This window comes from Lactimicrobium massiliense, from assembly GCF_900343155.1.
GTDB lineage: Bacteria > Bacillota_I > Bacilli_A > Erysipelotrichales > Erysipelotrichaceae > Bulleidia > Bulleidia massiliensis.
In genome coordinates, this window is sequence record NZ_OUNG01000005.1 from 255,305 (window position 1) to 269,351 (window position 14,047).

Annotated in this window: 12 protein-coding genes; 6 read left to right on the forward strand and 6 right to left on the reverse strand. The window is 42.8% G+C overall.

What is annotated here, in order from left to right:
- Window position 1: 1 nt before the first annotated feature.
- Both rpsP and ffh read right to left on the reverse strand, forming a co-directional pair.
- Window positions 2-286: a 30S ribosomal protein S16 gene (gene rpsP, locus DHU66_RS10495; RefSeq protein WP_108775907.1), complete on the reverse strand. Its 285-nt coding sequence runs from the start codon at window positions 284-286 to the stop codon at window positions 2-4.
- Between the two features lie 83 nt (window positions 287-369).
- Window positions 370-1,782 carry a signal recognition particle protein gene (gene ffh, locus DHU66_RS10500; RefSeq protein WP_108775908.1) on the reverse strand — a complete coding sequence of 471 codons (1,413 nt, stop codon included), beginning with the start codon at window positions 1,780-1,782 and terminating at the stop codon, window positions 370-372.
- Between the two features lie 326 nt (window positions 1,783-2,108).
- On the opposite strand from ffh, the gene nrdD reads away from it, so the two are divergent.
- From nrdD to DHU66_RS10530, 6 genes are all read left to right on the forward strand, one after another.
- On the forward strand, window positions 2,109-4,310 hold the full coding sequence (gene nrdD / locus DHU66_RS10505; RefSeq protein WP_108775909.1) for an anaerobic ribonucleoside-triphosphate reductase: 2,202 nt from the start codon (window positions 2,109-2,111) through the stop codon (window positions 4,308-4,310).
- A 238-nt stretch (window positions 4,311-4,548) separates the two neighbouring features.
- Window positions 4,549-6,729, forward strand: coding sequence for a DDE-type integrase/transposase/recombinase (locus tag DHU66_RS10510; protein WP_108775910.1), 2,181 nt, complete (start codon window positions 4,549-4,551; stop codon window positions 6,727-6,729).
- A 68-nt stretch (window positions 6,730-6,797) separates the two neighbouring features.
- A complete protein-coding gene (locus tag DHU66_RS10515) occupies window positions 6,798-8,381 on the forward strand; it encodes an ATP-binding protein (protein ID WP_167836366.1) in 1,584 nt (527 codons plus the stop codon).
- A gap of 1 nt (window position 8,382) precedes the next feature.
- Complete coding sequence (locus tag DHU66_RS10520; protein ID WP_108775912.1) at window positions 8,383-10,782, forward strand: TniQ family protein; 2,400 nt, start codon at window positions 8,383-8,385, stop codon at window positions 10,780-10,782.
- A complete protein-coding gene (locus tag DHU66_RS10525; RefSeq protein WP_108775913.1) occupies window positions 10,763-11,470 on the forward strand; it encodes a TnsA endonuclease N-terminal domain-containing protein in 708 nt (235 codons plus the stop codon). Before DHU66_RS10520 ends, DHU66_RS10525 begins: the two co-directional genes overlap by 20 nt.
- A 170-nt stretch (window positions 11,471-11,640) precedes the next feature.
- Entirely contained in the window at window positions 11,641-12,210 is a 570-nt protein-coding gene (locus DHU66_RS10530) for a hypothetical protein (protein WP_108775914.1), read from the forward strand.
- Between the two features lie 159 nt (window positions 12,211-12,369).
- Here the strand turns inward: DHU66_RS10530 and DHU66_RS10535 are convergent, their stop codons facing one another.
- From DHU66_RS10535 to DHU66_RS12385, 4 genes are all read right to left on the reverse strand, one after another.
- Entirely contained in the window at window positions 12,370-12,900 is a 531-nt protein-coding gene (locus DHU66_RS10535; RefSeq protein WP_108775915.1) for an IS66 family transposase, read from the reverse strand.
- Between the two features lie 16 nt (window positions 12,901-12,916).
- Window positions 12,917-13,063, reverse strand: coding sequence for a hypothetical protein (locus DHU66_RS10540; RefSeq protein ID WP_209451808.1), 147 nt, complete (start codon window positions 13,061-13,063; stop codon window positions 12,917-12,919).
- Window positions 13,064-13,238: 175 nt separating this feature from the next.
- Window positions 13,239-13,733 carry a hypothetical protein gene (locus tag DHU66_RS10545; protein WP_108775916.1) on the reverse strand — a complete coding sequence of 165 codons (495 nt, stop codon included), beginning with the start codon at window positions 13,731-13,733 and terminating at the stop codon, window positions 13,239-13,241.
- Window positions 13,734-13,750: 17 nt separating this feature from the next.
- On the reverse strand, window positions 13,751-14,047 hold a 297-nt coding region (locus DHU66_RS12385; RefSeq protein WP_209451809.1), incomplete at its 5' end, for a hypothetical protein.

Below are 14,047 nucleotides of genomic sequence, written 5' to 3' on the forward strand. Positions count from 1 at the left end.
ATTACTTCTTGGCCTTGGCGGCTGCCTTCTGGTCGTGGAATCTCTTCATGACACCCTGTCTGGACAGAATGTTGCGGACCGTATCAGAAGGCTGTGCACCCTTGTTCAGCCAGTCCAGAGCCTTCTCTGCATCGAGAACTACAGTCTCAGGATCTGTTGTCGGGTTGATATAGCCAATTGTCTCAATATCGCGGCCGTCTCTCGGGAAACGGGAATCAGCTGCTACAATACGATATCTAGGTGCCTTCTTTGCACCGGTTCTCTTCAAACGAAGCTTAACTGCCATTTTGTTATCCTCCTGCTAATGACAATCTTAGTATACGCTCGAAAGAAAAAGTGTCAAGCACATTTACTTGACACTCAAGTGGATTACTTCATTTTTCTGGACAACTCTTCCAGCTGCGCAGCACTCATGCCAGTCTTCGCCGTCATCTGGTTCATCATATCTTCCAGCTTTTCCTCATTCAGATTGCCAGAGCGCTGCAGATTGCCAACCTGTCCCATCGCCCGCTTCATCTTGGCGAACTGGCTGAGAAGCTTGTTAACATCATTGACCGTTGTGCCGGAGCCTTTGGCAATTCGTTTCTTCATCGTGGAGCGGATCTTTTCCGGATGTTCACGCTCCCATTTGGTCATAGACTGAATCATGGCCTTGGAATGTTTCATGGCTGCACTTGTCTGACCGTCGTTTACCATATTGGCATACTGGCTCATGCCCGGGATCATTTTGATGATGCCCTGCAGCGGCCCCATACGCTCAATCTGTTCAAACTGATGCAGCATATCATCCAGGTCAAAGCGGCCGTTCATCATCTTCTCAGCAGCTTTCTGGGCCTGCTCCATATCCATCTTTTCCTGGGCTTTTTCAACCAGGGAGACAATATCGCCCATGCCCAGGATACGGTCAGCCATGCGGTCCGGATGGAAGACATCCATGTCTTCGATCTTTTCGCCTTCACCAACGAACTTGACCGGTACCCCGGTAATCTTCTTGACCGACAGCACACCGCCGCCGCGGGAATCACCATCAAACTTGGTGACAACCAGACCTGTCAATGGCAGCGCATCACGGAAGGCAGACGCAACATTGACGATATCCTGACCCGTCATGGCATCTACTGTCAGTAATATTTCATCCGGATGAACTGCCGCATTGATTTCCTGCAGTTCATGCATGAGTTCTTCATCGATGTGCAGACGGCCGGCGGTATCAATCAATACGGTGTCATAGCCATTGCGCTTTGCATGGTCCATACCCTGGCGCACAGTTTCCAGAGCCGGTGTTTCTGTTCCCAGCGTGAACACTTCACAGCCGATTTCATTACCCAGTGTCTGCAGCTGTTCAATGGCTGCCGGACGAATAACATCTGCCGCAATCAGCAGGCATTTTCTGTCTTTCTTTTTAGTCAGCAGGCTGGCAATCTTGGCAACGGATGTTGTTTTGCCAGTTCCCTGCAGACCTACCATCATGATGGACGTAATGCCGTCTTCTTTGAAATGAATCTCCGCCTCTTCATTGCCAAGCAGATCGACCAGCTGATCATGGACGATCTTGACGAGCATCTCGCCCGGCTCGACCGAGTTAATAACATCAGCGCCTCTTGCTTTTTCACGTACTTCTTCCAGGAAGTCCTTGACGATGCGGTAGTTGACATCTGCTTCCAGAAGTGCAAGACGCACCTCTTTGAGCATGTCCTCCATATTTTTATCGGTCAGCTTTCCCTTGCCGACCACATTGCGCATGGCATGGTTCAAACGATCGCTCAGCGAATCAAAAGCCATATTGATATCCTCGCTTTCTTCAGCCTTTTTATATTATCACAACAGCAATGATTTTCTCTGCGGATCGCAATGACACTTTCGTTTCATGTCGAAAAAGATATGACACATCGTGTTTCACGGCACATATGAGCCAATGATTTTCTGCCTTTTCCTGCCCTGCCAGATGATGTTTCACAGATGAGAAACAATGAAGAAAAGACATGAAAACATCATCATGAGAACACGTTTATCAAACCTCTTGTCTTTGTGTTTTCCTGCCGTATAATGTCTTCAGCATGAATTAGTTGGATGTGCAACTAATTCATTCTTGCAGTTTGGAGGAAGATATGAACGTCATCAAGAGAAGCGGCGAAGAAGTCCTGTTCGCTGCCGATAAGATTAAAGTCGCTGTTACCAAGGCAAACAGTGCAACCAATCCTGAGAATCAGATGCCTTCCAGCACCATTGACACAATTGTTAATGCGGTTGTGGATAAGTGCAAAGCACTGAACCGCAGTGTCGGCGTGGAAGAGATCCAGGACATGGTGGAAACAGAGATCATGCATGAGGGTGCCTATGCCGTAGCCAAGAATTATATTACCTATCGGTATGAGAGAGCTCTGGTACGCAAGGCAAATTCTACGGATGAGCAGATTCTTTCTCTGATCGGTCGCAATAACGAGGAAGCCAAGCAGGAGAATTCCAATAAGAATCCGACTGTGAATTCTACCCAGCGTGACTATATGGCTGGTGAAGTATCCAAGGATATTACCCGCCGTTTCCTGCTGCCGCCGGATATCATCGATGCACATGAGAAAGGCATCATCCACTTCCATGATGCGGATTATTTCGCCCAGCCGATGTATAACTGCTGCCTGGTGAATCTGGAAGATATGCTGCAGAACGGCACCGTGATTACGGATACACTGATTGAGAAGCCTCATTCCTTTGCAACGGCCTGCAACATTGCGACACAGATCATTGCCCAGGTTGCCTCCAACCAGTATGGCGGCCAGACGATCACCCTTTCCCATCTGGCACCTTTTGTGGAGATCAGCCGCCGCAAGCATCGTGAAAACGTTGCAAATGAGGTAGAAGCTGCCGGCCTGCATCTGAGTCAGGATCAGATTAATGAGATTGCGGAGCAGCGTGTGCACAAGGAAATCAAGGATGGTGTGCAGACGATTCAGTATCAGATCATCACCCTGATGACAACCAATGGCCAGGCTCCGTTCGTGACTGTGTTCATGTATCTGGATGAAGTCGAAGACGGCCAGACGCGTGAAGATCTTGCCATGATCATTGAAGAAATGCTCAAGCAGCGGATGAAGGGCGTCAAGAATGAGAAGGGTGTCTATATCACCCCTGCTTTCCCGAAGCTGATCTATGTGCTGGATGAAGATAACATTCATGAAAACAGCAGGTATTACTATCTGACCAAGCTGGCTGCGGAATGCACTGCCAAGAGAATGGTCCCGGATTATATTTCCGCCAAGATCATGAGACAGCTCAAGGGCGATGTTTACCCGTGCATGGGATGCCGTTCCTTCCTGACACCGGACCGCTTTACAGATGCAGGTATTGGCAATGTCGCAGATGCCGGCAATTATCATCCGGCCAAGCATAAGTATTATGGCCGTTTCAATCAGGGTGTTGTGACCATCAATCTGGTTGATGTAGCCTGCTCTTCCGGCAAGGATATGGACGCATTCTGGAAGATTTTTGATGAGCGTCTGGATCTGTGCTACAGAGCACTGATGATCCGTCATAACAGACTGCTCGGCACACCAAGCGATGTCGCACCAATTCTGTGGCAGTATGGTGCAATTGCCCGTCTGAAGAAAGGCGAAAAGATCGATAAGCTTCTGTTCAATGGCTACTCTACGATTTCTCTTGGCTATGGCGGCCTGTGCGAGTGCGTACGGTATATGACCGGCCATTCCCACACTGATCCGGAAGGAGAAAAGTTCGGTCTTGCCGTTATGCAGCATCTCAATGATGCCTGTGCAAAGTGGAAGAAGGAAACCAACATTGACTTCTCTGTTTATGGCACACCAATGGAGTCTACAACATACAAGTTTGCAAAGTGCCTGCAGAAGCGCTTTGGCATCATTCCGGGCGTAACGGATAAGAACTACATTACAAACTCTTATCACATCCATGTCACCCAGGAGATCAATGCCTTTGATAAGCTCACCTTTGAGTCACGTTTCCAGCAGTTGTCACCAGGCGGTGCGATCTCTTATGTAGAGGTACCGAATATGCAGAACAACATTCAGGCTGTTCTTGCTCTGATGAAGCATATCTACAATACGATTATGTATGCGGAGCTCAATACCAAGAGCGACTACTGCCAGAAGTGTGGATATGATGGTGAAATTCAGATTGTGGAAGACGCCAATCACAAGCTGATCTGGCGCTGCCCGAACTGCGGCAATACTGACCAGAATACGATGAATGTTGCCAGACGTACCTGCGGCTACATCGGCACCCAGTTCTGGAACCAGGGCAGAACCGAAGAGATCAAAGAAAGAGTCATGCATCTGTAATAAGAAAGAAACTAATTGAGTTTTTACAATTCCAGAGTGGACAAGACAATTCAAAGTAGACAGCGGACCTGAAAAGGTCCGCTTTTTTATTACTTTCGACAATTTCAAAGTGGATATTTCTTTATCATTTTTAAATTATTTACAATTTCAATGTAGATATTGCTATGCTTATTTGCTGGACTATTTACAATTTCAAAGTGGATAAGCTATAATTTTTATACCAAATAAGGAGTATCTAATGAACCATTTTATAAAGCCTGGTCAGATCATAGGAAGCGGAGAAGTCAAATATAGAGTGATCTATGCAACATCTGTTGATTGTGTCCTTTGCGACCTGAATAAAAAAACATCTCTGAAATTCTACTCTGTTGGTACGGAAGCACTGATAAACATGCTGGATAACGGTACTTACTTGATACTTGACGATGGCGAAGATTATCCAAAATTTGATGAGAATGCATTACCTCCGGCGTGGCGAGAGGCTTATCTTCGGAACAAAAAAATTACTAACGCCGTAAGGAATGAATACGGTCCGGACTATCTTACATTAACTGGCAAACAGCCTAAACCTGTTCTGGAGAAAATACGTGAAGAAGCAAAAATATCAAAATCCAACATGTGGAAAATCATTATTCGTTGGATTCAAAGCGGATGCAGAGACTATTCGTTAGTCAATGAACATTATTTTGCCCCAAAGAAAAACGATTTATCTAAAGTAAAAAAAGCTGGTAGAAAAACGGAGTCAGGAAGATCTCCTTTTGAATTCACCCCACAGGACATCGCATACGTGGATGAAGCTGTTCATGCTTTTTCTAAAAACCGCATTATGACAATGCATGATGCTTATGATACGCTGCTCAATCATTACAAAGTTTTGATGACGCATGAGGACGGTTCCGTTTATCCGGATTTTCCTGCAGACTGTAAGTATCCGTCTTACAGGCAGTTTATTTATCAACTGCATAAACGACTTTCCAAAAACGATATTGATGTAATAAAGACATCTGCCCGTGAAGTGCGAAATCAGAAACGTGTGCTTCTTGGCAAAGAGCGCGGCGGGTTAATATATCCAGGAGAACTTTGCGATGCTGACGCAACACCGGTTGATTACTTCCTCGTATCTCAATACAATCCTGAAAAAATTGTCGGACGTGCAAATATGTATCTGATAATTGACGTATTGTCCGGCATGATCTTTGGGGCAAGTATGTCATTTGAAGATAATTCAAACGCCGCTGTATTGAATCTGCTGCTGTCGCTTAAGCGTGAACAACGTGACCTTCTTCTCAAAGAAACAGGATTTACTATTTCTTCTGATGATCTATGGCCGACGGATGTACTTCCGACTAGGTTAAGAACTGATAAAGGCGTTGAATTTACAAGCAAAGAGACGATGAGACGTTTAAAAGAGCTTGGAATTACCGCCGAGCCTGTTCCTGCAGCAAGCGGCTCCTTAAAAGGCTCAGTAGAAAAAGAATTCCGCCAGTTCAATCTTGCACACGCAGAAGAATTTCTACATGCCGGGCTGATTGAAAAGCGCAACGATTCAGATCACAAAGAGATGGCTTGTATTTCGATAAGTGGAATGCGCAAGCTGATGGTTTCTTATATCCTTTACCACAACGAACATGTGATTGAGAGCCGCGAGAGATCCAGAGAAATGATTGAGAAAGAAATTGAGTCTTCCCCAAAATCACTCTGGCAGTATTACAGTGCGAAAAACCCGCTGACACATACAATAAACTGCAGCAACGTTGAATATATCTGGAAATTAATGTCGAGCGGAAGCGCTTCGTTGACCAGAAAAGGCATTTATTTTAAAGGACTGTACTATACAAGCCCACGTGACGTAAAGCTCAATGCACGGCTGATGTCCCTTCAGAAAGCGGAACCTTTCAGCATCCGTTATGATGAAAGCGATGTGGCACATTTGTACTATATTTCCGATAATGCCATTGTTCAGGCAATTCTGAATCCATCGGTTCCTGAATACCGCGACTATAACGGGATGACCTGGGACGCATATAATCAGATGCATAAAGCAGATATTGAGCAGAGACGTGTCGCCAAGCTGAAAAACAATGTAGAGAAAACAAATCACAGGGAACGGGTCCAGATGATCCTTCAGGAAGGTACAAAGCTCAAACCAAGTACTAAAAATCTCAAGGCGAACCGAATTGAAGAAAAACAAAGGGATAATAATGATCACAGCGTCTCAGACCGGATCACTGGAACAATAACCGGAGCGGAAAATTCCAAGACAATAATCGATGCAGAGTATAAAGAAGTCCACGGTGAACACCCTGCCGATGAAAATACTTCAACGGCTGCTAATCTGGATGTACCTGTTGTCACAGATAATGATACGGATGATGATATTAAGGCCAAAATGATAAAAATTGCCAGAGGTGAAAAATGACGTATAAGTATCGCAAACTTGCTCCAGGCCAGCATTTATATGATGACTGCAACCTGAATGACGGCGGATTGATCGATGCACAGTATGAAGAATCGGTTGTCGATTCTTATCATGGAAATCCTATGGCAGAGTGTATCGGCGGCCCCTATTCCAGAGAAGAACTGATTCAGCTGAATACGCATATTATCCGCATGCCTTCGCAGAAATTGCTGCAGAGCAGATCATTAGAGACGAATCTGATGTCTGTAGATAACATATTTGATCTTATGGTGGCTATGCCATGGCACTACACCCTTGACGTGGCTTTCCGCTCTGTTTTACAGCGCACATATGGCATGCGAAAGCTGAGAGTTAACAGTACCACTGGCGTTCCGATTATTGTCAACGCAAAAAAGATTGAATCATTCGTATCTGGACAGGCAAGAACAAGTGAAGCTGTTCCTGGATTATCGCTCATTGGCATTTCGGGATGTGGTAAAAGCCGTGCACTCAATGAGACATTGAGCCGCATCCCTCAGGTCGTCGTTCACAACAGAGGCCAGTTCAATCAATTCATACAGATCAATTACATCACTGTGGTTGTAAACAAACAGCGGGACTCCAAGTTTCTATGGGATGGAATTGCAAAAGCCATTGATGACGCTTTGCAGAATCCGGCTGGCGAATATCAGGCTGCGATGTCAAGAAAAAAGACACTTAGTGAAAAGATAAATTATGCGGCAAAACTTTGCAATACGTTCAATGTAGGCGTTTTGATTCTCGATGAAATTGAATTTTTGCTTCAGACAGACTTCCGCAAGTCTGCGCTTGAGAATCTGGTCACGTTCAATAATGTCACAAATACTGCCCTTATGACTGTAGGATCTCAGGAAGCAAAAGAACAGCTTTTTACAACCTTTCAGATGACCAGGCGATTTGGAAAAGATATTGAGGCGAGTGAATATTGCCGGGATATTGATGCATTTCAGAAAATCTTTCGCCAGTTCTTCATGTTTCAATGGTTCAGCAATCCTGATGGCTCACCTGTAGAACCGACGGATGCGATGCTTAAAGCCATGTTCTTTGAAACAAAAGGAACCGTAGGTCTGTTAGCTGAAATATATGCCGAAATGAACCGCATCTGGCTGATTGAAAAAGAAGATGGGCATGCTCCTTCAGTCGATGAAAAACTGATAGAAAGAGCGGCACTGAGCTATGCAAAAAAGCAGCATAACATGATTGAGGGAGAGGCGAATCCATTCGGCCTTTCAAGCGGTGATGAAACAATCTCCGCCTACATAGCTTCACTTGACACAAAATCAAAAGAAACAGAAGAATACGCAAACGTCGATCCAAAAGAATTGATTGACCACGAAGAGCTTGTCGATAATGTCACTACAGCAATCCGGCAAAGCACACAGGATTACAGAGAAGATACTATTCGCAGTATTGCTGATAAAGCACTGCTTTCCGAAAAGAATATTACTGTCCCACAGGCCGTAGCAAAAGTGATGGCAATTCTTCTCAAAGAAAAGAACGACAAAAGACGTAGGCAGTATCCGCAAAAAGCAAAATATGACATTGAGACGGCAAAACGACAGCTTATCGAAAATCAGGAGAACAATACCTTTTCCTTAAAGGAATTGTCTGAAAACGAAAAAAATAAGGTGTGATATGGCAACATTAGGAAATATTCTGCCCCTGGAAGATGATGAACTGCTCTTCTCATATATCTACCGTCTTTTGCGGGAAAATGGATATGAAACGACTGGAGATGTATACGAGACATTGTTCCAGCATCATACCAAATACAGTTCTACACATCAAATCCGGTATGACACTTTTGAAGATTTAACCGGCCTGTTTAATCAATTGTCAAATATAGATCCGATTGAATTCTTCCTTCGCACAACAATTTATCCATTTCTTGCACCGCTGCTTACGTCTGATCAACAGACACAGATAGTAAACGTGGTTTTTCGCGGAAAAGCCCTCTTTCCCGGACTTGTTACCAGTCCTAACACATTCATCAAGCATCTGCAGATATGTCCAAAATGTCGCGCTGAAATGGTGAAGAAGAAAGGCTTCTTCTGGTATCAGCGTGCCCAAAATCTTCCGGGTGTAACAACGTGTACGAAACATGGCGTTAAATTAGTTCGCTTCGTTGGCAAGACGGGACATGAACTGGACGATGAATCTTTTGCAGAAATTCCATCAGATGTTCCTTCCTGTGCCGAATATGATGCATTTGCGGCGACAATGCTGAAAAAACAGCTTGACTGCAGCAGAAAAGAAATTCTTAAGGTCGCACAGGATCATATCAGGGAACTTGGATATTCCGAAAGCTATCAAAAGATAGAGGAAGATTTCAAGCAATCTGTATTTTTCACAATGTTTACTGGCAATCCAGACCGCTTTTTTCGGATCAGTATGCATAATCCGAATAAATTTTATAGCGCGGACGAAATCAATCTGACTGCTGTTTTAGGCTTCCTTTTTGGATCACCGGATAAAATCGTAATTAAAGGTAACGTAAGCCGATTCGGTGAACTTCTTGACGAATGTGGAACGGATTATGATCTATTTCGGCCGTATCGGGATACGATAGTTGAAATGGAACATAAAGACTGCGGTACACGATTTGTAGTAACACCACAAGGCTTTCTTGACGGCTGGTGGTGTCCAAAATGCATGGCAAAGCTGTCGCCACAGGACAATTTTCGTATTATTTTCAAGCAGAAGCTTGGATCTGATTACGAGCTGAAAAGCGATTTCATCTCGTTATATGATAAAATTACAATTCATCATAAAGTCTGCGGCCGTACATATACGGCACGTGCACGCAGTATTCTTATCGAAGGCACACAATGCACCTGCCATAATGAAATCAGCGAAACTGAAGCGGCAAAGCGTCTGGGGCCAGGCTTAAAATTGTTGAAATACAACGGCATGGACGATATTTCAGTTATTAAATGCGAAAAGTGTGGATCTATTTTTGAAAGACAGCTCCGCCATTTCACAGACAGGCATGGAGTCTGCCCTATATGCAATCAAAAGCCAGTTCTTACTAGTTTGGATATTGACGATTTCAAGCAGAATGTAAAAGATCTTGTCGGAGATGAATATACCGTCCTTGGCAGCACATATGCTGCTCATGAAAAAATACCAATGAGGCATAATAAATGTGGTACTGAATTTTTTGTTTCACCAAGTGATTTCAAGATGGGAACACGCTGTCCAAACTGCCGTTTAATGATACATGACAGAGATTTCTTTAACTTTGTTTCTGACGTATCTAAAGGCAGATACCACGCATACAAAGCCGATAATCCAAAGAATTATATTGTGGAAGATACATTGGGAATTCAAAAACCAGTAAAGAGGAATAAGCAGACTATTATTCAAGAGCTGTTAAGGCCTACCCTTTCTCCAATTCTTCCGCTCGCTGAAAAAGGAACATATAAAATAATCCGCCCAGAAGAAAGACTGCTTAAATATCTGCACGAAAATTATACAGATGACTCTTTGATTCATATTTCTGAAATTCATTTTGAAAATCGCTCTAAGAAAAACATTTCTGATGATATAAAACATCTTGTTAAGCGAACGTACCTCACAAAATGTGCATATGGCTATTATTGCTTCTCGTCATTTCATCCTTCTGAATGGGACAAGATTGAGAGGATTTACATTAAAAATAATGGTCATGTTTTCGGATTTATTTATGGAAACCATTTCTATTATCAAGCTGGCTTGACAAATCAGGCTCCCGATTATTTTATGATTTGCACAAACAAAGAAGCCTCTGAACATGGGCGCATCATTAAAGTGTGTGAGAGTAAAATTCGTATTAAAACGCTGCCTGTTGAAGTCACAGATGATAACTGGGAAATGCTGCAGCTGCTTGATCTGATACAGTATTCATATCATTATGGCTGGGATATAACAGCATTTATTAAAATCAGAATGGCTCAGCACAAGATCAAATATGAAGATATGCATGCGTTAGCCTATACCGACACGCAGCGCAGAATCCTGGAAAGGATGTTCGATAATGACAAGACGAGTAAGTGAAAAGACAAAATTGAAACAGCATCGCAGCGAAGAAGGAGAAAATTACCAGTCCTGGGACAAAGTAACAGAATTCTCCGGTAACGTTGGTACGCCAGACGTTTTTACCGATTGGAAATCCGGAAGAACTATGAATTTCCTGTCACAAGGCGAGTTTATGACGTATTTGATTCTTCGCTGGCAGGATAATGTCGAAACAATATACGAACAATATGCATTGGATCTTAATGAAACATTAAAAATTGCGAACATGCTTGGATATAAACACCCACATAACAATTCCACCCGTATGACTACTGATCTGCTTGTGGTTTATACAAACGGTAGCCGACTGGCGCTGTCAGTGAAAGGCAGCTATGACTCGGTGTTTGGCGATAAGAAAGCTTCTCATCGGGCCATTGAGAAACAGACAATTGAATATATTTATTGGAAACAGCACGGCGTTCCATGGAAGATCATTTTCAAGGACAGGGATATCAATGTAACTTATGCAAAGAATATTGAAAGAGCAGTAGGCTTCTATAATCCAATGAACGTAAAAAATAAAACAACGTATTTCATGTATCTTCTGGCGCATAAGAAAATAGAAATCGATATGACAAAACGTTATAATTTTGCGGCAGAAGCGAAAAAATATATTTCAGACAGTCAGTTTAATGACTTTATGAAAAATAAAACTGACGCACAATAATCCACGATAATGTACTATCTGTGCTGCTCTTCAAAAAAACGTCAAACAGGCTGACAAAGATGAAGTTATATGCATACTGAGCACGATATATATGCATAAATGTAAGTAGAGAAAGAATAGCCGCAGTGCTGTTCTTGTTGCCACAAAGAGGTGGCTGGAAAGGACATAATATGTCAAAATTTCTTAATTTTCTCAAAGCACATCGCAAAGAGGTACTCTTCACCTTGGTGCTGATTGCAGTGGTGATTGTCTTTGGGGTGGCGCAAAAACACAGCACAAGACCAACCGGAAATGAGGTGGGTGCGCGGCCAACATCTGATGTGTCTGCGGTTCCTGATGCTTCACCAACACCTGGCGCTATCAAGATGGCCACCGATATCAGTGTCTATGTCAATGGCGATAAGGAACAAGACGTTGAAGTAATGCTGAACAACCTGCTCACGAGAGACGGAATTTATGCGGCTAGTGATTCGTGGAACGTTCGGCCACTTGCAGATTACGCACAGATTGATCCAAAATACGCCAATCTTTCAGCATTCGCAACGCAGACGGTATACGCAAAACCAGTAGATGTTCAGGTTGGCGAAACAACTATCCATCATTCCACTGGCGATCCTGTACAGTGTCTTGCATATGCGGAGAAGAAGGACGATGGAACGTACACCATCCATCGGTTCATTGTGGAAGGAAGGTATCTTGTAGAGGATTATTGGGTGCCTGCTGGCGCAGACAGCCTATAAGGAAACAAAAAGCGGTCGTATACCCGTCAGGTTTTCTGGCAGGGTTTTCATTTGGAATTGAGTGATTTTTATCAATCGTTTTTTCGTAAGCACACGATAATCCGCACCTATGATAAAAACCATTCCCAGGTACACTTAACGGTGTCAATGGGAATGATTTTACATACCAAGCTTTTGATGGACTTCTTCTGACCAAGGCAGAAGTCTGTCAGGCATTGTTGTGCAGTCTTCATTGATGATCTTTGGAAGTTCTTCCAGCAGGTAGGTGAAGTATGGATACAGTTTTAATCCGTTTGCTTTGGCCGTTTCGACAATGGAATAGATGCCTGCACTGGCTTCTGCTCCTCTCGGCGTGTCGATTATCACCCAGTTCTTACGTCCAACTGTGAACGGGCGGATAGCGATCTCTGCCGCATTATTGTCCAATGGTACACTCGCATCGTCCAGGAATACACGAAGATATTTTTCCTGATTCAGAGCATATTGAAGGCTCTTTCCAATTTCTGATGAATTCTCTGTGCTTTCAACTGCTGATTTGTCTTTCACCCACGCGAAAAACTCATCTACCAGTGGTTTGGTCTTTTCCTGTCTCTTCCGCAGATGTTCTTCTGGCGGAAGATCCTGGATCAAATGTTCTTCATGGTATATTCTTTGACCGTGATGAAAGATTCCATTATGACAGATTTCCAATTTTTATCAGGAAAGATTATTCAATATCAACCTCGGATACTGCCTTGGGATATTCTCTTGTCTCATCCGCATTATGCAGAGGATTCCACACCTGGGCAAAGAACGGATCCACCTTTGCCCTGTTACCATAGTTCCAGCTTTTCTTCTCACATTCCGGGCACAAGTGGCCGCCTTCCAGAATCAGTCTCAGACTTGCTTTGAATGTATACCCTAGTGATACATATTAAGACGACTTTAGTTCATATGTTTAAAATATGCCAGTGTTAGCGCCAGAATAAAAGGGCCATTTAGCTTCCTCCTTTCCTTTTCATATACAAAAAGAAATTTCATCAAACGCTTTAAAGATTTCTGTCCGAATATGCAATACGACCTTCTTCAAAACCTAATTCCTTTACCCACGAATCATAATTGTCATTACAGTATCTGTTAAAGTCTTCATCAGATTTCAAATGACCAATAACTTTAGCAACATCATCCAATTTTCCAGTACTCTGAAGGTATTCAATAAGTTGATTATTCGGCAAAGTTTCCACATCCCATTCATCATATCCGTTTGTACTGATGTGCAAATCAAAATGATTACTTCCATCAAAAACTGTAATTCTTGATCCTCTGAAACGTCTTACAATTCGTAACTCGATTTTTTCAATAGCCTTATATGGAATAGATACAAGATTATCCCGATAGTCTTTGGTTTTCATTTTGTAATAATTGCTTATCACAAGTTCATCTTCTTTGAAATCCAATAAACGTGTGAACGGATAATCACCAAAATTATCACTTTTTTCGATAAAACTTCCATTAACCGCAACAGCTGCAACAATCTTTTTCATAACTTTTTCCTCCTTTTTCAGTTATTTTTTGTTTCAGGCGATATATTATTTATCACGTCAATGTAACCACCTTCTTTTACAATTTCTCCATTATCAATCAAAAATACTTTATCTATATTTTGTATATTTTTGATTCTATGAGTAACGCAAATATTAATGTGATTTTTCTTTCTACTTTTTAACATGTTGTTACTGATACACTGAATTGTCCTGAAATTGCTAATCTTATTTGTCATGATCCTGCTAATGTTCGTGACATCAAATGCATATCCCATACGCAAATGACGGCTTCCCTGGTTAATAGGGACAGCCGT

Bases quoted from the DNA above. Each gene is read 5' to 3' on its own strand.
- rpsP (WP_108775907.1), bottom strand. From the start codon at position 286: ATGGCAGTTAAGCTTCGTTTGAAGAGAACCGGTGCAAAGAAGGCACCT.
- ffh (WP_108775908.1), bottom strand. From the start codon at position 1,782: ATGGCTTTTGATTCGCTGAGCGATCGTTTGAACCATGCCATGCGCAAT.
- nrdD (WP_108775909.1), top strand. From the start codon at position 2,109: ATGAACGTCATCAAGAGAAGCGGCGAAGAAGTCCTGTTCGCTGCCGAT.
- DHU66_RS10510 (WP_108775910.1), top strand. From the start codon at position 4,549: ATGAACCATTTTATAAAGCCTGGTCAGATCATAGGAAGCGGAGAAGTC.
- DHU66_RS10520 (WP_108775912.1), top strand. From the start codon at position 8,383: ATGGCAACATTAGGAAATATTCTGCCCCTGGAAGATGATGAACTGCTC.
- DHU66_RS10525 (WP_108775913.1), top strand. From the start codon at position 10,763: ATGACAAGACGAGTAAGTGAAAAGACAAAATTGAAACAGCATCGCAGC.
- DHU66_RS10530 (WP_108775914.1), top strand. From the start codon at position 11,641: ATGTCAAAATTTCTTAATTTTCTCAAAGCACATCGCAAAGAGGTACTC.
- DHU66_RS10545 (WP_108775916.1), bottom strand. From the start codon at position 13,733: ATGAAAAAGATTGTTGCAGCTGTTGCGGTTAATGGAAGTTTTATCGAA.